The sequence below is a fragment of the Labilibacter marinus genome (genome assembly GCF_001659685.2).
Taxonomy (GTDB): Bacteria; Bacteroidota; Bacteroidia; order Bacteroidales; family Marinilabiliaceae; genus Saccharicrinis; species Saccharicrinis marinus.
Genome location: NZ_LXYE02000024.1, coordinates 41467 through 60947 on the forward strand (window position 1 = coordinate 41467; position 19481 = coordinate 60947).

Annotated in this window: 8 protein-coding genes; 7 read left to right on the forward strand and 1 reads right to left on the reverse strand. The window is 35.1% G+C overall.

What is annotated here, in order from left to right:
- Positions 1–37: 37 nt before the first annotated feature.
- From A8L32_RS11165 to A8L32_RS11195, 7 genes are all read left to right on the forward strand, one after another.
- Complete coding sequence (locus A8L32_RS11165) at positions 38–2476, forward strand: glycoside hydrolase family 2 protein (protein ID WP_066630607.1); 2439 nt, start codon at positions 38–40, stop codon at positions 2474–2476.
- Between the two features lie 718 nt (positions 2477–3194).
- Positions 3195–6362, forward strand: coding sequence for a SusC/RagA family TonB-linked outer membrane protein (locus A8L32_RS11170; RefSeq protein WP_066630608.1), 3168 nt, complete (start codon positions 3195–3197; stop codon positions 6360–6362).
- A 31-nt stretch (positions 6363–6393) separates the two neighbouring features.
- Positions 6394–7911 (forward strand): RagB/SusD family nutrient uptake outer membrane protein, encoded by a 1518-nt coding sequence (locus A8L32_RS11175; RefSeq protein ID WP_066630613.1) that lies wholly within the window; start codon positions 6394–6396, stop codon positions 7909–7911.
- 35 nt (positions 7912–7946) lie between these two features.
- Entirely contained in the window at positions 7947–9071 is a 1125-nt protein-coding gene (locus A8L32_RS11180) for an IPT/TIG domain-containing protein (protein WP_066630614.1), read from the forward strand.
- 84 nt (positions 9072–9155) lie between these two features.
- Positions 9156–10412 carry a glycoside hydrolase family 5 protein gene (locus A8L32_RS11185; protein WP_083631280.1) on the forward strand — a complete coding sequence of 419 codons (1257 nt, stop codon included), beginning with the start codon at positions 9156–9158 and terminating at the stop codon, positions 10410–10412.
- 11 nt (positions 10413–10423) lie between these two features.
- Positions 10424–12616, forward strand: a complete 2193-nt coding sequence (locus tag A8L32_RS11190) for a beta-glucosidase (RefSeq protein ID WP_066630616.1) — start codon at positions 10424–10426, stop codon at positions 12614–12616.
- A 25-nt stretch (positions 12617–12641) separates the two neighbouring features.
- Positions 12642–15011, forward strand: a complete 2370-nt coding sequence (locus tag A8L32_RS11195) for a glycoside hydrolase family 3 N-terminal domain-containing protein (RefSeq protein ID WP_066630617.1) — start codon at positions 12642–12644, stop codon at positions 15009–15011.
- Between the two features lie 141 nt (positions 15012–15152).
- On the opposite strand, the gene A8L32_RS11200 is transcribed toward A8L32_RS11195, so the two are convergent.
- Positions 15153–19271 (reverse strand): hybrid sensor histidine kinase/response regulator transcription factor, encoded by a 4119-nt coding sequence (locus tag A8L32_RS11200; RefSeq protein ID WP_066630621.1) that lies wholly within the window; start codon positions 19269–19271, stop codon positions 15153–15155.
- Between the last annotated feature and the right edge of the window lie 210 nt (positions 19272–19481).

The following is a 19481-nucleotide window of genomic DNA, read 5'->3' on the forward strand; positions in this document are numbered from 1 at the left end:
AAACTAAATGATTGGATAAATAGAAAAACTTATTGCCATGAAAATATTACTACTTTGTATCTTGTGTACTCTTGTTTCTTGGGTTAATGCTCAAACTATATCAAAAGAAACCCATCGAATCTCACATAATTGGGAATTTGTCCGTCAGGATTTGGGGGGTATTTGGGAAGCTATTCGTCCTGTAAAAGCAGGCCGACCAGAAACGGTGCCATTGTGGACAAAGGTTGAACTCCCGCATTGTTTTAATGCCGAAGATGCGGTTGATCCTGATGTGAACTATTATCAAGGGCCTGGATGGTACCGTACACAACTTAAAATTGAAAATCCATATGCTAATGGACGTACTTTGTTACATTTTGAGGGGGCTGGCCAAAAAACAGAAGTATATATTGGATTAAACAAAGTAGCTTATCACGTTGGAGGTTATGATGAGTGGACGGTTGATATTACCGATTTTATTAAGGATGCACTTAATGAAGAAGGAAAAATTCCTCTTTCAATAAGATGCGATAATTCGCGCGATTTGCAGATGATTCCTTCTGATTTATCTGATTTTAATATTTATGGAGGGCTTTATCGATATGTGAATTTAACCTATGTTCCACAGTGTTATATCAAGCAAGTTCATGCCAAGCCAAGCATCCAAAACAAAAAAGGAGGTCATGTAAATTTAAAGATTGATTTGCAAAATAAAGATGAGGCAGAGCTAGAATTGTTAGTTGAGGTTAATGATCCTTTGGGCAATACGGTTTACGTAACAAAACTAACTACTTCATCCACCCAAATTGAACACAATTTTGATTTGAAAAAAATCACTAAATGGTCTGATGTTAATCCAGCCTTATATAGTTTAAATATTACATCATTAAATAAAAGTGGTGGTCAAACCTATACTGATAAGTTTGGCTTTAGAAGCTTTAGATTTGAGAAGAATGGGCCCTTTTATTTAAACGAGAAACGCTTGCTATTGCGCGGTACTCATCGTCACGAAGATCATGCAGGAGTGGCTGCCGCAATGACAGAAGAAATGATAAAAACGGAGATGCAGTTGATGAAAGATATGGGCGTTAATTTTATCCGTTTAGGCCATTATCAGCAATCTAGGATAGTGTTGAACCTGTGTGATAGTTTAGGGATTTTAGTGTGGGAAGAAATTCCATGGTGTAGAGGTGGCTTAGGAGGTGATGTATATAAAATTCAAGCTAAACGTATGCTAAGTAACATGATAAACCAGCATTTTAATCATCCATCAATAATAATATGGGGATTGGGTAATGAAAATGATTGGCCTGGTGACTATCCTGAGTTTGACAAAGAAAAAATTAAAGACTTTATGAGAGAATTAAACGATTTTTCTCATGAGTTAGATGCTGAACGCAAAACAGGCATCCGAAGATGTGATTTTTGTAAAGATATTATTGATGTTTATTCGCCATCTATTTGGGCTGGTTGGTACCGAGGAAAATTTATAGAGTATAAAGAGGTATCCCGAAAGAACATGGAAGCAGTAGATCATTTCTTTCATATGGAATGGGGCGGAAGCAGTCATGCAGGGCGACATGATGAGAACCCAGATAAAGGTTTAGAATTGATACAAACGGGGCAAGGAGCAGATGAAAGAGCTGGAGATGCCTCGTTAATAGGAGGCGCTGCTCGTGTATCAAAAGATGGTAATTGGTCAGAGACTTATATCTGTAATTTATTCGATTGGCATTTAAAAGAACAAATTAACATGCCATGGCTAACGGGTGCTGCACAGTGGGCTTTTAAGGATTTTTCTACACCTGTACGTCCTGAAAACCCTATTCCTTATATGAACCAGAAAGGAGTTGTGCAGCGCGATTTAACGAAAAAAGAAAGCTATTATATTTTTCAATCGTACTGGACAAAAGACCCTATGGTGCATATTTATGGCCACAGTTGGCCTGTTAGGTGGGGAGATGAAGGTGAAGATCGCTTGGTGAAAGTATATTCCAACTGCGACAAAGTAGAGTTATTTTTAAACGGCGAAAGCTTGGGGCGTAAAAATAGGAATACAGATGTATTTCCTGCATGTGGTTTATACTGGAATATTAAGTTTAAAAAAGGAGTAAATTCATTGTTGGCTGTAGGTCAAATAAAAGGAAAAGAGGTAAAAGATGAGCTTATTTTAACCTATCAGACAACAAAATGGGGAAAGGTTTCTCAAATGAATATCGAAGAAATAGATATTGATGAAGAATACAGTTGGTTATCTGTTAAAGCATTAGATGAAAATGGTATTTTATGTCTGGATGCAAATATTCAGCTTGAGTTTTCCTGTGTTGGGGATGCTATATTAATACAAAATCTAGGAACTATAGCTGGTTCCAGAAAGGTTCAGATGTGTAATGGACATGCAAAAATAAAGGTGAAACGTAAGGGAAGCAATTATGCTTTGTCCGTTAAGTCTTCTGGTATAAATAGTGCTGTTTTACTAGGAGGAAGTAAGAAATAATGCTGTAGTAATACAATTCAGTTATTAATAATTAGACATGTTCCATGTCTTTCCTGCATCAATAAATAGCAGAAATCCCATTAGCCTGAAGATTTAAATATCTTCAGGCTAATTTTTTTTAACTCCTCTGGTTTTCCGTTGTGATGTTGATATCACAGTTATAAACAAGTATCCCCTATGGGTATAATATAAATAACTTAGAGAAGTTAAGTGTATATAGAGTTTAGTATTCTACTCCAGTTCTTGCAATCCCAGCGAGGTTGAATATAAATAAAGAAGGATAAAAATTACTAAAACATTTACTCGATCAGTAAGGATATTTTTCTTAGGTCATCTTCACCACAAAACTACTCGGTACAATGATTAATCTCAAATAATTATTAGCTTATAGTATGGCTAAAGATACTTTACATTAGGAATGAAAATTATAGAGAAGTAGCATTTTTTAATGACGAAAAAAGTCATGTTTTTTTCTGTGTAAAATCACCTAATCAGAGTAGTTTAGATAAACTAGTATGTCATTTTATACAAATAAGTAGGTAGGTTAAGAGCATTGGTATGTACTCATAGACAGATAGGTGGTCTCTATTGAGAAATAAGTGATTTAATTTGAATATGGTTGTTTTGTTAAAATGGACTTGGTGAAAAAAGAGAGCCGAAGCCAATAAAAAAAACACCGATTAGCTAAATGTTTTAAGTTAAATCAAAAATCAATTTTATGAAAAACAGAAGGAGATCTCTTGAGCTTAATCAAGGGTATTTTTTTAGGAAAGGATGTAAAGTTATCACAGCTTTATTTCTCTTTCTAGTGTTATCTACAACTTCCAGTTTTGCGCAGCAGTCAATTAGTGGACTGGTTACCGACTCTTCTGATGGTAGTCCAATTCCTGGGGTTTCTGTATTAATTAAAGGAACTTCAGAAGGAACAATTACAGATTTTGATGGTAAGTATTCATTATCCGCGAGTAAAGGGCAAACGCTTGTATACTCTTTTATTGGATTTACCACACAAGAAATTATTTTACAGGATGAGATTATTCTTAATGTAAGTTTAGCATCAAGTACTGAATCATTAGATGAGGTAGTTGTTGTTGGTTATGGTACCAGCAAGAGAAGTGATTTAACAGGAGCGGTTACTTCAATCAATGAAAAATCGCTGAAAGCGGAAGTAGTAAACTCTTTAGATCAAGCGATCCAAGGAAAAGCTTCAGGGGTTCAAGTATCTCAAAACTCAGGTTCGCCAAGTGCCGCTACTTCTATTCGTATTCGAGGGGCTAATTCATTAAGAAATAATGAGCCTTTATACGTAATTGATGGTGTTCCTGTGAATTCTGATGCAGCTCAAACTTCATCAGGATTCGATTGGGCCGGAGGTGGTAATGGTCAAACAGCAGTTAATGTTTTATCTACCATTAATCCAGCAGATATTGTTTCAATTGAGATTTTAAAGGATGCTTCTTCAACTGCTATTTATGGTTCAAGGGGTGCTAATGGTGTAGTGTTGGTCACCACAAAAAAAGGAAAAAACGGAGATGCCGTCGTAGCATACAATTTTAATTATGGTATTCAAACTCCAGCTAAATATTTAGATGTAATGAATCTAAAGGAATTTGCTGAATATCAAAATGAACTGGCAGACCAAGGTTATATTGATCAAAGACCTGAGTTTGAAGATTTAAATTTAGTACCCAAAGAAGGTACTAATTGGCAAGATGAATTATTCAGACAGGCTATTATGTCTGAGCATCATTTATCTATCTCTGGAGGAACCGAGAAAACCCAATATTCTATTTCTGGAGGATATAAAGATCAAGAAGGATTGGTTTTAGGTTCTGACTTTAATCGTGTTACTGGTCGTGTTAATGTATCTTCTCAAGCAAAAAAATGGTTGAATGTTGGTATCAATATTTCGGCCAGTAGAAGTGAAGAAACAATTAATTTAACCGATTCAGATGATGGTGTTATTACCACCGCTTTGTTAATGTCTCCTTATCAGGAAGTACGTTCAGTGGATGGATCATGGACCGGGCCAAGTGGAAATGATCCTAGTACAGGAATTAACCCTGTGGCTAAAGCCACCGAAATTTCTAACGACTTAGTTAGAACAAGGGTGCTAGGTAATGTATACGCTACTTTTAATTTGTTTCCATTTTTAGATTTAAGGTCAGAATTTGGAACTGATATGAGTTTTAATAATAACTACGGATTTTTACCTATGTATGAGTGGGGACAAAGTAGTAACTCATTGGCTAAGTCGCAAAGACAATTTTCAAATAATACTTTCTGGATTCAGAAAAACTACTTGACTTTTGATAAACAGTTTAATAGTCATTCATTAAAGGTGATGGCAGGACAAGAGTCTCAGAAATTTCGTTATGAGAGTTTAAATGGACAACGTCAGGATTTTGTTTCCAATGATATACAAGAGTTAGCTGCAGGAGGTACGGACAATCAATTAGCTACTAGTAATGCGGGTTCTAATACCCAGGTTTCTTATTTCGGTAGACTTAATTATAACTACAAAGGAAAGTATCTATTAACAGGAACATATCGTGCAGATGGTTCATCAAAGTTTGGACCAAATAACAAATGGGGATATTTTCCATCATTTGCCTTGGCATGGAGAGCAGCAGAAGAAAGTTTTATGCAAGATTTTGACTGGCTAAGTAATTTAAAGCTTCGTACAGGTTGGGGACAGGTTGGTAACGATGGAATTGGTAACTATAGTTATGGATCCTCATTACAAGTAAGAGCAACTCCTTATGGAGGTGGGTTTTTATTAAATAATATACCAAATCCAAATGTTAAATGGGAAACTACTACACAATGGAATCTAGGGCTTGACTTAGGACTATTTAATAATAGAGTTGAGTTAATAGCAGAGTATTATCAAAAGTATACTAAGGATATGCTTTTAATTCAACCGGTTCCAGATTATTTAGGTACTTTAAATGGTATTGGTCAAGGATGGCAAGGGATTCAGCCTCCATATTCTAACTTAGGTGAAATGGAGAACACAGGTTTTGAGTTTACATTAAATACGGTTAATGTTACAACCGATAATTTTACTTGGAATACGAGTTTAACGTTCTCCAAAAATAAAAATAAGATTACTTCATTAGGGTTAGATAACGCATCTATCTTCCGTAAGGTACAATGGTATGATTTTGTTACAAAAACGGCTGTAGGAAAACCAATTGGTCAGTTTTATGGCTATGAGGTAGAGGGAATTTTTCAGAGTGTAGATGAGGTGCGTAATAGCCCAACTCAAAAACCAGTAAATGAATTAAATGGTACTTGGGAAGGTGATATCAAATACAAGGATTTAAATGATGATGGGGTTATTGATGATAACGATCGCACCTATATCGGTGATCCTAATCCTGATTTCACCTATGGTATGACCAATACTTTTACTTACAAAGATTTTGATTTGTCGGTTTATTTGAATGGCGTTTACGGTAATGATGTTTTTAACTTTCAAAGAATAAAAACAGAAGCCATGTCTGATTTATATAATAACCAATTAAAGACAGTTGCCAATAGATGGACACCTGAAAATACCAATACGGATGTACCTCGTTTAGTTCAATCAGATCCCAACCAGAATACTAGAATCTCTAGTAGGTATGTAGAAGATGGTTCCTATTTGAGGATTAGTAATATCACTTTCGGATACCAACTACCGGGCAAAATTTTAGAAAAGACGCCTCTGTCAAGTCTGCGAATATTTACAAAAGTTCAAAACGTATATACTTTTACTAATTATAGCGGGTACGATCCAGAGGTTGGTTCATTTAATCAAGATGCCCTACTAACAGGAGTTGATAATGGACGATTCCCTATGCCAAGAACATACTTATTTGGCTTAAATATTACTTTTTAATAAAGTTTTATAAATTTTAAAAAGCAGAAAAATGAAAACTAAAATAAAACTTCTTTGCACTACTCTTCTGGTCATTTTTTTAATGGGATGTGAAGACTTTTTAACCGTAGTGCCAGAAGATCAATTAACCTTAGATGGTTACTTTAAAACTGAAGCACAATGCTTGCAGGCTACTGCCCCGTTGTATGGTTTTTCGTGGTTTAATTTTAACGATAAAGCATCTTACGCTATTGGCGATATTTATTCGGGTAATATGTTTACTACGAGTGACGAACTTATTAACTTCCATAATTACACTGTTGCTCAAAACAATATTAGAATGTTTGAAGCCTGGAGTGCATGTTATGCAACTATAGCTCATTCTAATAATATCATCAATAATTTGCCTCGTATTGCGGGCGATTATGGTGTAGACCCTGTTGTGATAAATCAATGTGTAGCCGAAGCTAGGTTTATGCGCGGTACAGCCTATTACTTCTTGGTTCAATTGTTTGGTTCAGTACCTATTATCGAAGATGGAGCAGATGCTGCAGCTAACCCAATTGTCCCTCGTATCATTGAGGAGGATATTTATACTTTCTTATTAAAAGACTTGGAGTATGCAGAGCAATTTTCTCCTGTTGAACGCACCGGTAGCAATGCTGGTAGAGTTACAAGTGGAGCTGCTAAGGCAATTATGGCAAAAGTGTATTTGTCATTAAAAAATTTCGATGCCGCAAAAACAAAGATTGAGCAAGTGATAGGATCTGATCAATATCAATTGCTTGATAATTATCGCGATTTGTTTTTAACCTCAGAGAGTAACTATAATGCAGAATCAATATTTGCATGGGGTTGGGTAGCTAATCAAGGATGGGCCACTCAAAATACACATCAAGCATTTTTTGCTATCACAGGTGATATAACCATGGTTGGTGATGGCTGGGGAACAGTAAAACCTTCAGTTGACTTAATAAATGCCTTTGAAAATGGCGATTTAAGAAAGCACGAAATCTTAATGGAGGATGGAGACTATTACGATGAGCTGTTATCTGCAACAGGTGGATTTACTTTTGATTTAGAAGAGTATGGTTCTGAGACTAATTCTGGAATAAAGAAATATGTGGTTGGTAGTCCTGATGATGACAATGTTGGTTTTATGTCGACTGGTATAAATACTGATATTATCCGTTATGCTGATGTTTTATTGATGTATGTTGAATCCGTTATGGGTAATGATGATAATACGAGTGATTCGAAAGCATTAGGTTATTATAATGATATTAGAAGAAGAGCTGGTTTGGCTACTAAAACATCCGTTACACGTGATGATTTATTGCAAGAGCGTAGAGTTGAATTTGCCTTTGAAAGTCAGTTTTTATACGATTTAGTAAGACTTTTAGGAGAACAAGGAGCCAAAGATTATTTGAGTAATGTAGAGCGAGGAAGATACTCTGGAGATGAATTATTATCTCAGAAATTTACCTGTAATGCGGTTAAATTCTCAATTCCAACATCCGAAATTGATCAAAATCCTTTATTAAAAGAAGATCCGGTTCCATATTACTAAATCGGCTTTAGTTATTATTTATTAAAGATATTATTATGAGTAAAAATAATATAACACGTTGCTTATTTGCTGCAACAATGGCATTCTTAATTCTGTTTAATACGGCATGTGATAAGGATGAAGAAGTAGGTGTTCCTAGTATTGAATACATAAGGTATACATCATCAGAAGACCCTGTAACGTATGCCAACCTGGGTCAGACTATTGCTATTATTGGTGAGAATTTACAAACCGTAAAACAAATCACTTTTAATGGATATCCAGGTGTTTTTAAAACAACCATGGTTACGAATAACAGTATTGTTGTGGTTGTTTCAACAGATACGCCTTTTGAAGGTGAAGAGGCAAGTAACGAGGTTGTTGTTAGCACGGATGGAGGAGATGCCACTAGCGTTTTGGAGATAGCTCCTCCTGCGCCAGAAATTACAACTACTTCTCCTCAGTATGCTGGAGAAGGTGCTATCGTAACAATCAAAGGAGATTATTTCTACAACATTACATCTGTGATGTTTGGCGATGACCAAGCCCAAATTCTTGAGGTTGATCCTTATTATATCACTGTAAAAGTACCAGAGGGTTATTCAAAAGATCATATTTACGTAACCAGTTCAAAAAGTGGAGCCAGTAAATCTGATTTTATGTTTGGATTGGATGATGGTGTAATTGAGTTGAATTGGGGTGACATTTATCCGACACAAGGTGCTTGGTGGAATTCATCTATAGATGGACCAGAAGAGGAATTTGATCTGGTTGGCGGACCATATAAGTATGTTGAAGCAACTTTTGGTAATACTTGGTGGACTTTAGACGGAGGTATTCAGTTTGATGCTAACGAACATCGTCAAGGAAATCCAGCCATCAAGGAACTTAAGTTTGAGTATGCTTTAATTGGCGATTCTCCATGGATTCAGTTATTATGGAAATCATCTTTAGGAGAATATAAATTTATTGTAAAAGATTTAAAACCAACTGGAGGTAAGTGGGATACATATTCTGTCACAATGAATCATTTCACTTTAGGTGATGATGGTCCACAGATGACTCAGGAAGTGTTTGAATCAGATGATCCTTTACTATTGCAATATGCATTTGTCAATAGTGGCGATGCTGAAATAACCATTAAGTGTTCAACAACCAACTTTAGGTTTGAGGATAAATAAGAAGATTCAATTCTAAGTAAGCATAGGCAAACCCTTTGGTTTCAATTTGTTTTTTGAAGCCAAAGGGTATAAAAATAAAATACAATGAATATTAAAGCACTAGTATTTATAGCATTAGCGTATTTGATTTTTTCATGTGGCAAAGAAGAAGTCACGGCAAAAACAGAGTATTACCAATTAGAGTTGGAAATTGTTCCAGAAGAAGGAGGTAGTATTGCTGTATATGATAAAACAAATAATGAGGAGATTGCAAATATCGACTCTATAGCAGAAGGAACTCAGGTTAAACTAGTTCCTGTTGCTGAAGATGGATTTAATTTTTCAGGATTCTGGGAAGATGATACTTATATTCCTGAAGAAAATCCAGTATTAAGTATCACAAAGGATCGTTCAATAAAAGCGGTATTTAGAGCAGATGGAAGTACTCCTGTAGATGTATTTGGTAGTTTAAGTGTAGAAGGGAAACGCATTATTGATGAAAACGATGTTCCTGTTCAATTAAAGGGAATGAGTTTTTTTTGGAGTCAATGGATGGGTAAGTATTGGAATACGGATGTGGTTAATTGGTTGACGCTTGATTGGGAAGTTAATGTGGTAAGAGCCGCAATGGGTGTTGATGAAAACGGAGGCTACATATTTAACGCAACCGAAAAACAAAAGGTAGAAACCATTGTAGATGCAGCTATAGCTAAAGGTATTTATGTTTTAATAGATTGGCATTCGCACCATGCTGAAGATTACACGCAAGAAGCTGTAGAGTTTTTTAGCGAAATGGCAGAGAAGTACGGCCAATATCCTAATGTAATTTATGAAATTTATAATGAGCCCTTAGATGTTTCATGGAATGGAACGATTAAGCCATACGCTGAAAGGGTTATTAATGCAATTCGAGAGAAAGATCCGGATAATATCATCTTAGTAGGTACGCCTAAGTGGTCGCAAAACATTGATGATGTGATAGGTAATACGATATCAGGAACAAACATTGCTTATGTATTCCATTTTTATGCTTCGGAACAAGATCATTATAACCGTTTATTTGATAAGCTTAGCGATGCTATTGATGCAGACATTCCTGTTTTTGTTACAGAGTGGGGTGTAAGTGAGGCAAGCGGAGATGGTAACTTTAATAAAACTTATACACAGGATTGGCTTGATTTTATGGATTTGCATAAACTAAGTTGGTGTAATTGGTCGGTAGCAGATAAGGCAGAAACATCAGCCGCATTATTACCAGGAGCTAATACTAAAGGAGGTTGGTCTAGCGATGAGTTAAATGAATCGGGTATTTATATAAGAGATATTTTACGCAAAAACCAAGGGTATTCCAATCCTAAATAAAGCAAATTACAATGATAAAAAGTATTTATAGATTAAGTATAATAAAGGTTTGTATCCTAGTTTTATTAGGATCGTATTCTTGTCAAAATAATGCAACTAATTCTAGTACTATAGATGCAGGTGTAAATGCAAAAATAGATAGTTTAGTCAGTCAGTTAAGCTTGGCGGAAAAAGTATCGATGTTACACGGTAACTCAAAATTTAGTACAGCTGCAGTAGAGCGATTGGGAATTCCAAACTTAAAATTAAGTGATGGCCCTCACGGAGTTAGAGAAGAGATTTTACCACACGCTTGGGATCCTGCTGGTTGGACCAATGATTCTTCTACGTATTTTCCTACTGGTACAGCGCTTTCTGCCACATGGAATCCTTCGTTGGCATTAGCTACAGGCGAAGCTTTAGGAGAGCAGGCAAGAGCCAGAAATAAAGATATTTTGTTAGGACCAGGTGTTAATATTCAACGTACACCTTTATGCGGACGAAATTTTGAATATATGAGTGAAGATCCATTACTCAATGCGGTAATGTGTGTTCCTTATATTAAAGGGATTCAGTCCAAAGATGTAGCTGCTTGTGTAAAACATTGGGCTGTTAATAATCAGGAAACCAATAGAACAACAGTTGATACTTATTTGAGCGAAAGAGCGCTGCAGGAAATATACTTTCCAGCCTTTAAGGCAGCAGTTCAAGAAGGTGAAGTATACACAATAATGGGTGCTTACAATAAATTTAGAGGTGTATATTGTTGCGAAAGCAAATATCTTTTGAGAGATGTTTTACGTGATGATTGGGGCTTTGAGGGTATCGTTATTTCTGATTGGGATGCCACACATAGTACTGTAGATGCAGCCAATAATGGTCTCGATTTAGAAATGGGAACAGTGGTTGATAACTATGACGATTATTATTTTGCCAACCCATTAATTAAGGCTGTAGAAAATGGCGATGTTAAGGAAGAAATAATTGATGAAAAGGTAAAGAGCATCCTAAGAGTTATGTTGAAAACGAATATGTTTGAAGCGAATCGAAATGCAGGATCTTATAATACTCCAGAACATTATCAGGCAGCATACAATGTGGCTGCAGAAGCTATTGTATTATTAAAAAATGATAAAGCATTACTTCCCTTAGATAAAAATCAGATTAAATCGATTGCGGTAATTGGAGATAATGCTACCCGCAAGCATTGCGAAGGAGGATTTAGCTCAAGTGTAAAAGCGAAATATGAAATTACACCTTTAGAAGGTTTAAAAAAGGAGCTGAATGAGGATGTAAAAGTGGAGTTTGCACAAGGCTACGAAAAAACATCTCAATTGAATAATTTTGTTTTATCGGCAAATAATACGGTGAACGAAAAACTTATTCAAGAAGCTGTTAAGAAAGCTGCGACCTGTGATGTAGCCATTATTTTTGGGGGATTAAATCATGATTATGATTCTGAAGGTTTAGATAGACCAGACATGAAACTTCCATACGGTCAGGATGTACTTATTCAAGAAGTACTTAAAGCAAACCCTAATACTATTGTGGTAATGCATGCTGGTTCGCCCGTGGATATGAGCTCTTTTGCTAATCAGGTACCAAGTATTGTTTGGGGCTGGTTAAACGGTTCTGAAGGCGGTAGAGCAATGGCTAATGTTTTATTTGGAAAGGTGAATCCTTCAGGAAAAATGCCATTTACATTACCTGTTAAGTTAGATGATTCTCCTGCGCATCATTTAAACCTATTTCCTGGAGAAAACAACATCGCAAAATATGAAGAGGATATCTTGGTTGGCTATAGATGGTTTGATACCAGAAATATAAAGCCACTATATGCTTTTGGTCATGGATTATCCTATACTTCCTTCGATTTTTCTGATGTTAGCTTAAGTCAAAAGGAAGTATCTTCTTCTGAAGAGATAAGTATTAATGTAACTGTTACGAATACAGGAAAAACGGATGGCGCGGAAGTTGTTCAATTATACAGTCATTTGGAGGATTCAAAAGTGTTACGTTCTGAAAAAGAACTACGCGCCTTTAAAAAGGTTTTTCTGAAAGCAGGAACAACGAAAACGATCACACTAAAAATTGATGCTAAGGATCTTTCTTATTTTGAAGAAAGTACCAATAGTTGGAAATTGGAGGCTGGTAATTATCAGTTGATGATAGGTAATTCCTCTGATAATATACTTCTATCGAAAGAAGTGAGTATTAATCAATAGAGATAAAAACATAAGTTAATTTAAGATGAAGAATAAAATACTTATAACTTCTTTAGTGATAATAATCGTTATGGGAGCATTTAAAAGTGAATTGAAATACAAGGATTCCTCATTATCTCCAGAGGAAAGGGCATACGACCTTATAAAGCATATGACTTTAGAGGAAAAAATTGCTCAAATGACCTGTGTGTGGGAAGAAAATGCGCAGGAGTTACTTGATAGTAAAGGACAGTGGGATGCCAATAAGGCAAAGCAAAACTTTCCCAATAGTATTGGCCAGTTAGGCAGACCGAGTAAGCTTAAAAATAAGCTAACGGCCAAAGAAATGGTGGAGTATACTAATACCATTCAAAAGTATTTTATAGAGGAAACACGCTTAGGTATTCCAGTTATTTTCCATGAGGAAAGTTTGCATGGCCATGCCGCACTTGAAGGAACAAGTTTTCCTCAACCCATTGCTTTAGGAGGAACTTTTGATCCTGAGTTAATTGAAAAGCTTTATGGTATGTCGGCTTCTGAGATACGTGCTAGGGGAGGTCATTTGGCTTTAACACCTGTTGTTGATGTAGCTAGAGAACCAAGATGGGGACGTGTGGAAGAAACTTTTGGCGAAGATCCTTATCTAGTATCGGAAATGGGCGTAGCAGCTGTAAAAGGTTTTCAGGGTGATGCCAGCTTTAAAAATAAAGACAAGGTGATGGCTACCCTTAAGCACTTTGCTGCTCATGGACAACCAGAGTCAGGAACAAATTGTGGACCTGTTAATGTTTCAGAAAGAGTACTGCGTGAAGTATTTTTTCCTCCTTTTAAAAGGTGTATTGAAGAAGCTAATGCAATGAATGTAATGGCTTCGTATAATGAGATTGATGCGGTTCCTTCACATGCTAGTGCATGGTTGCTAAACGATGTTCTTCGTAAAGAATGGGGCTTTAAAGGAGTGGTTGTGTCAGATTATTATGCAGTATCTGAACTATATCAGAAAGTAGAAGATTGGGGTAATTGGGTGGCAGGTAGTCCATCTGAGGCAGCAGCTCTCGCTGTAAATGCAGGTGTTAATATTGAGTTACCTAAACCCGATTGTTATCCTTATTTAGTTGAGATGGTTCAAAAAGGTAAGGTAAAAGAATCAAGGATTAACGAATTGGTTTTACCCTTATTGATTCAAAAGTTTAAAATGGGTTTGTTTGAAGATCCATATGTTAATGCAGATAAGGCGCACGAGGTGGTAAACCGAAAGGCGCATAGAGAGTTGGCTTTAGAGGCAGCTTTAAAATCAATTACTCTATTAGAAAATAGAAATAATACTTTGCCTCTTGAAATAAAAAAATACAAGTCTATTGCAGTTATAGGTCCTAATGCCGATCGTTCTTTATTAGGAGGTTATAGTGGTTGGCCACAATTCGATGTTTCTCTGTTAGAAGGTATAAAAAATACAGTAGGTGATAAGGTTGATGTGTTATACGCAGAAGGGTGTAAAATAACTACGACCAGTGGTATTGATGAGCAAGGAAATAAAATGGCCAGTGCCGATGGGTGGAATACTGCTAAAGTTGGATTACCTACGAAGGAACAAGACGACGCTTTAATTGAAGAAGCCATTGAAACAGCTAAAAAAGCGGATATTATTGTTTTGGCCATTGGAGGAAACGAACAAACATCAAGAGAAGCATGGGCATACAATCACATGGGTGATAGAACCAGTCTTGATTTATTTGGACGCCAACAAGAATTATTTGATCGTTTAAAGGCTTTAGGAAAAAAAGTGGTGGTCGTTTTAAATAATGGGCGACCATTATCGGTAAACAAAGTATCGGAGGAAGCTGACGCATTATTAGAATGTTGGTATTTAGGGCAGGAGAGTGGTACAGCTATTACTCAAGTATTATTCGGCGAATACAATCCTGGAGGTAAATTACCAATTTCAATACCTCGTTCGGTAGGCCATATTCCTTGTTATTACAATTATAAACCTTTCGATAGAAGGGGTTATTTAAATGATGAAATATCTCCGCTATATTCTTTTGGATACGGTTTAAGCTATGCTTCTTTCGAAATGTCAACACCTGTTTTATCAAAGTCAACATTAGTTAATGGAGAGAACATCGCTGTGCAGGTTGAAGTAACTAACACAAGTAATATAAAAGGTGATGAGGTGATTCAGCTTTACATTCGTGATATGGTTAGTTCTGTTACTCGTCCGATAAAAGAGCTTAAAGCTTTTAAGCGAATAACATTGGAAGCAAAAGAAAAGAAAACAGTGGAGTTTCAATTAACGAGCAAAGATTTTGCCTTTTGGAATATTAATAAAGAGTTTGTTGCCGAACCTGGTGACTTTAAGATAATGATAGGCAATAGCTCTGCGGATGTAAAAGAAGTAAAGCTAGAAATTAAATAATATAAAACTACCATTAGTTGCTTTAGGCTATGTTGTTAAGTTAATTTGCTTTAATAGGCAAAAACTTACAACATAGCCTTTTTATTTGGTGTATTTCGTTATAGTATGATGGCTACTCCTAAACGAAAAATGCAATTCTGTTTACTCCGAAGAGTTTTTTGATTGTAGGTATTTAGAAGGGGTAACACCATAATAACCCTTAAAGTGCTTGGTAAAATACCTTGGACCGTTATAGCCTACTTCATATGAAATCTCCGATATGGTCATTTGACTTTCTTCAATTAATTGAGTAGCTCTTTTTAAGCGCATTATTTTAATGAAATCAGCTGGAGTTTTACCAGTTATAGCCATTAGTTTTGTATATAGATGAGCGCGACTGACTCCTAGTAATTGCCCCATTTTTTCAATAGAAAAATCACTGTTACTTAGGTTCTCTTCCATAATGTCAAGTGCTTTCTGAAGGAATTTTTCGTCTAAAGAAGTAACACATATTTCAGATGGGGTAATTGGGTCAGAAGAGACAAATTTACGCTGTAAACTTTTACGGTACTTGATGATATTCTGTATTTTAACTTCTAATATTTCAAAACTAAATGGTTTAGTAATATAATCATCCGCCCCCACTTTTAAGCCTTCTAGCTTTTGCTCGTTGGTAGTTCTTGCGGTTAATAATATTATAGGAATATGCGCATATTTACTATTCTGTTTTAATTTTGAACATAGCTCAATACCTCCCACCATAGGCATCATGACATCGCTAACTACTAAATCAATATGGGTCGATTCTACTATACTCAACGCTTGTTCACCGTGACTGGCTTCAAGGGTATTATATTTACTTTTTAAGTTTTCAAGTAAATAAAACCTTAAATCGTCATTGTCTTCAACAATCAATATATTAGGCTTGCTATTTTGTTGCTTATCTTCTACCGATATCTTAGGTAGACTAAATGTAGTAGATTCTACTTTGGTGTTTATTGTTTCTTGGTTAATTACAATAGGTATGCTAACTAAAAAGCAACTTCCTTTGCCGATGGTACTGTTAACCTCAATGGTGCCTTTGTGTAGGTTCACATACTCTTTTGTAAGTGCCAGCCCTATGCCACTACCACTGTGCTGGGTAACTTCGCCATTCTCGTTTTGAAAAAATCTTTCGAATATTTGGTTCTGTTTATCCTCCGCAATACCAATTCCACTATCTTTTACCTGTAAAATAAGGTTCTTAGTTTGGTTTGTTTTATTGATACTAATTTCAACGCTAATTGTACCGTGTTCCGGAGTAAATTTAAAAGCATTTGAGAGTAGATTAAAGATTACCTTTTCGAGCTTATCGTGATCAAAATGGCATTGTAGCGACTCTATTTCTGACTTAAAAATGAGAGCTATATTTTTTTCCTGAGAGTAATAGTTGAACGTTTCTGTTTTATCCTTAAAAAAGTAAACTATATCGCCTATAGAAGTATTAATAGTTAACTTATTTACCTCCATTTTTCGAAAATCTAATAACTGATTAACTAAGGAAAGTAAACGGTTCGCATTCCGCTCCACCAACTTTAACTGATTTTGCTGATTTATATTTGAAGTATTTTTAATAATCCCTTTTAAAGGAGAAAGTATTAAGGTAAGCGGGGTTCTAAATTCATGACTAATATTGGTAAAGAATTTTATTTTCAGTTGATTTAATTCCTCTTGACGACGAAGCTCCTTTTTTTCATTTTCTCTATGATGTAACAGTCTTTCTCGCCCTAACACAATTTTTCTTAACACTAATAAGGTGATTAAAAATATGAGTATATAGAATATAATGGCCCATTGTGTTGCCCATAATGGGGGTAGAATATTTATCACTAATGAAGCTTCCTTTTTGCTCCAATTTTTTCCGTCTTCAGATACTCTTACTTTAAACTTATAAGTGCCATGATTTAAGTTTGTAAACGTAGCTTTCCTACTGATTGGGTCGGCGTCAAACCAAGTGTTATTGAAGCCATCCAGACGGTATTGGTACATTAATTTTTCAGGATGAAAGAAATCTAATGCAGTAAAAGATATAGAAAAGAAGTTCTCGTCATGTTTTAAGTTTAACTCCTTTAATTCGGAGATGGTTTTATTCAAAATTTCTCTTCCGTTGACTTCATCACCGGGCTCAATTAGCTTATTAAAAAGTTCAAATTTTAATAGGCAGAGGTTTTTAGGAATACTAAGGTTTGCAATGGCTTGCGGATGAAAAGAACTAAAGCCATTTGTATGGCCAAATAATAAATCTCCATCTTTTGTTTTAAAAGATGCTCTTTCATTAAAGCTACCATACTGTAGGCCATCCGATTCATTATAGTTATGAATATCAAAATTAAAGTTCCATACATCCAATACGTTATTAATTTTAATGTTTGATAAACCTTTAGGCGTGCTTACCCATAAGTTGCTTTGCTCATCTTCTTCTATACTTAATATAGTATTGTCAGGTAATCCTTCAGGTCTTCTAAAACACCGATATGTTTTTGTTTTGTTATCATATAGGTTAAGACCATCACTCGTACCTACCCAGCACCAACCTCTAGAATCGCATTTTACAACCAAGATTTTGTTATTACTAATTGTTTTTGCTTGGTTGGGTATGTTTAAATGCTTGGTGAATTGTTGAGTTTTCCAATTTAAAATATAAACGCCATATATTGTTCCAAACCAGATATTTCCTTCCTTATCTTCTTCAATCGAATAAATGAAATCACTTCCAATGGACTGATTAATATTTACATTGTAATGCTTAAAGTTATTCGTGGAAGAATTCCATAAATCAACACCTCCTCCTAAAGTTCCTACCCATATATTATTTCTTGAATCTTCAAATATTTGCCAAATCCTATCGTTAGAAATGCTATGTGAATTATTAAGTTCGTGTTTGTAATGATTGATAGCATTACCATCAATCATTTTTAAACCATTTAAGTATGTGCCAATCCATAATCTGTTATTGGAATCATACAATAGACTTAAAATGACATCAGTATTTGAATCAGCAGAGGGAGGTATTTTATGCTGAATGTCGTTAAAGTGGTTTGTGTTAGGGTTATAAGTGATTAAGCCATCTCCGTTTGTTCCAATATAAATTTCTCCTTTATCGTTTTCAGCAAAACAGTTGATGTCATTATATGGCAAGCTTTTAGGCTGAAATGGGTTGTTCGTATAATTAGTAAACTTAAAGTAATCAGGATGATGATATGCTATTCCGTTTTTATAAGTTCCAACCCAGATAATATCTGTATTGTCACAATAAAGGGTTGTTATACTATTGTCTGGCAGCGAATTGGCATTTCCTTTTTCATTTACAAGCGAATGAATTGAGCTTTCTGCTTTGTTTATTATATTGATACCACCATGATCTAAGCCAACATAAATAAGGTTATTTTTATCTTGTACAATTGATTTAATCACATTGTTGTTAATGCGATAATTGATGGAGGAATTGGTATAATACTTGATGCTTTTTAGCTTGGTTGAATACCGTTTTAATCCTAACCCTTTACTTTCTACATACACCCAGACATCATCATCATTATCAACAAATATTCTAAAATTTTCATTTTTATCAATTTCATTTTCAAATACAGCAACTCGCTCTTCTACCTTAAATGATTTACCATTTAGTTTCTCTATAATTCCTTGCTGATTGACCACCCAAAAATCCCCCTTTGAATCTTCTGCGACAGAGCATATATTATTTGAAGATATACTAGTCTTTTTGTTGGGGTCTTTTTTTAAATAAGTAACCGAATCAGCAGTGAAGTTATAGATGTATATGCCAAAAAAATCGTTAGTAACCCAAATTCTTCCCTTACTATCTTTACTTATATCCGAAATGTAATTTCTAGGTATAGGTATGTTTTTTTTCATTAGCGGGCGATCTACTTCAAATAACTCTTTGGTAGGATTATAAAAACACAAATTACTATTTCGTGAAAGCACCCATAAATAGTTTTCTTCATCTTCTAACACTTTTAAAACAAAATTGTCGCTTAATGATTCTGGATTTTCAGGTTCGTGTTTATAAACTTTAAAATCGTAGCCATCAAACCTGTTTAAGCCAGACATAGTGCCAATCCATAAAAAACCTTTATGATCCTTACATATGGAATGAACCTGATTATTGGATAGTCCTTGACTATAATCAAGGTGGCGAAATTTTATTTCTGAAGGAGAACTGTATAGGTTTAAAGAGATAAAAAGGAGAAATAGATACAAATTTGAAAGTATATATTTCATATTATGAAGCAATAATTGCATAAAGTTTCATTTGTTGAAATTAGTAACCAAAATGATCATCGAAGATACCAATAAATAGTTTTTAGCACATCTTGTTTGTACAAAAGAGTATACTTTTTCAAACAAATTAGTAGATGCTAGTACTAGGCATGTGTATAATATTAGCTAGACTTTACCAATGATATCATATTATGTATATGCCTGTATATA

Bases quoted from the DNA above. Each gene is read 5' to 3' on its own strand.
- A8L32_RS11170 (WP_066630608.1), top strand. From the start codon at position 3,195: ATGAAAAACAGAAGGAGATCTCTTGAGCTTAATCAAGGGTATTTTTTT.
- A8L32_RS11175 (WP_066630613.1), top strand. From the start codon at position 6,394: ATGAAAACTAAAATAAAACTTCTTTGCACTACTCTTCTGGTCATTTTT.
- A8L32_RS11195 (WP_066630617.1), top strand. From the start codon at position 12,642: ATGAAGAATAAAATACTTATAACTTCTTTAGTGATAATAATCGTTATG.
- A8L32_RS11165 (WP_066630607.1), top strand. From the start codon at position 38: ATGAAAATATTACTACTTTGTATCTTGTGTACTCTTGTTTCTTGGGTT.
- A8L32_RS11200 (WP_066630621.1), bottom strand. From the start codon at position 19,271: ATGAAATATATACTTTCAAATTTGTATCTATTTCTCCTTTTTATCTCT.
- A8L32_RS11185 (WP_083631280.1), top strand. From the start codon at position 9,156: ATGAATATTAAAGCACTAGTATTTATAGCATTAGCGTATTTGATTTTT.
- A8L32_RS11180 (WP_066630614.1), top strand. From the start codon at position 7,947: ATGAGTAAAAATAATATAACACGTTGCTTATTTGCTGCAACAATGGCA.
- A8L32_RS11190 (WP_066630616.1), top strand. From the start codon at position 10,424: ATGATAAAAAGTATTTATAGATTAAGTATAATAAAGGTTTGTATCCTA.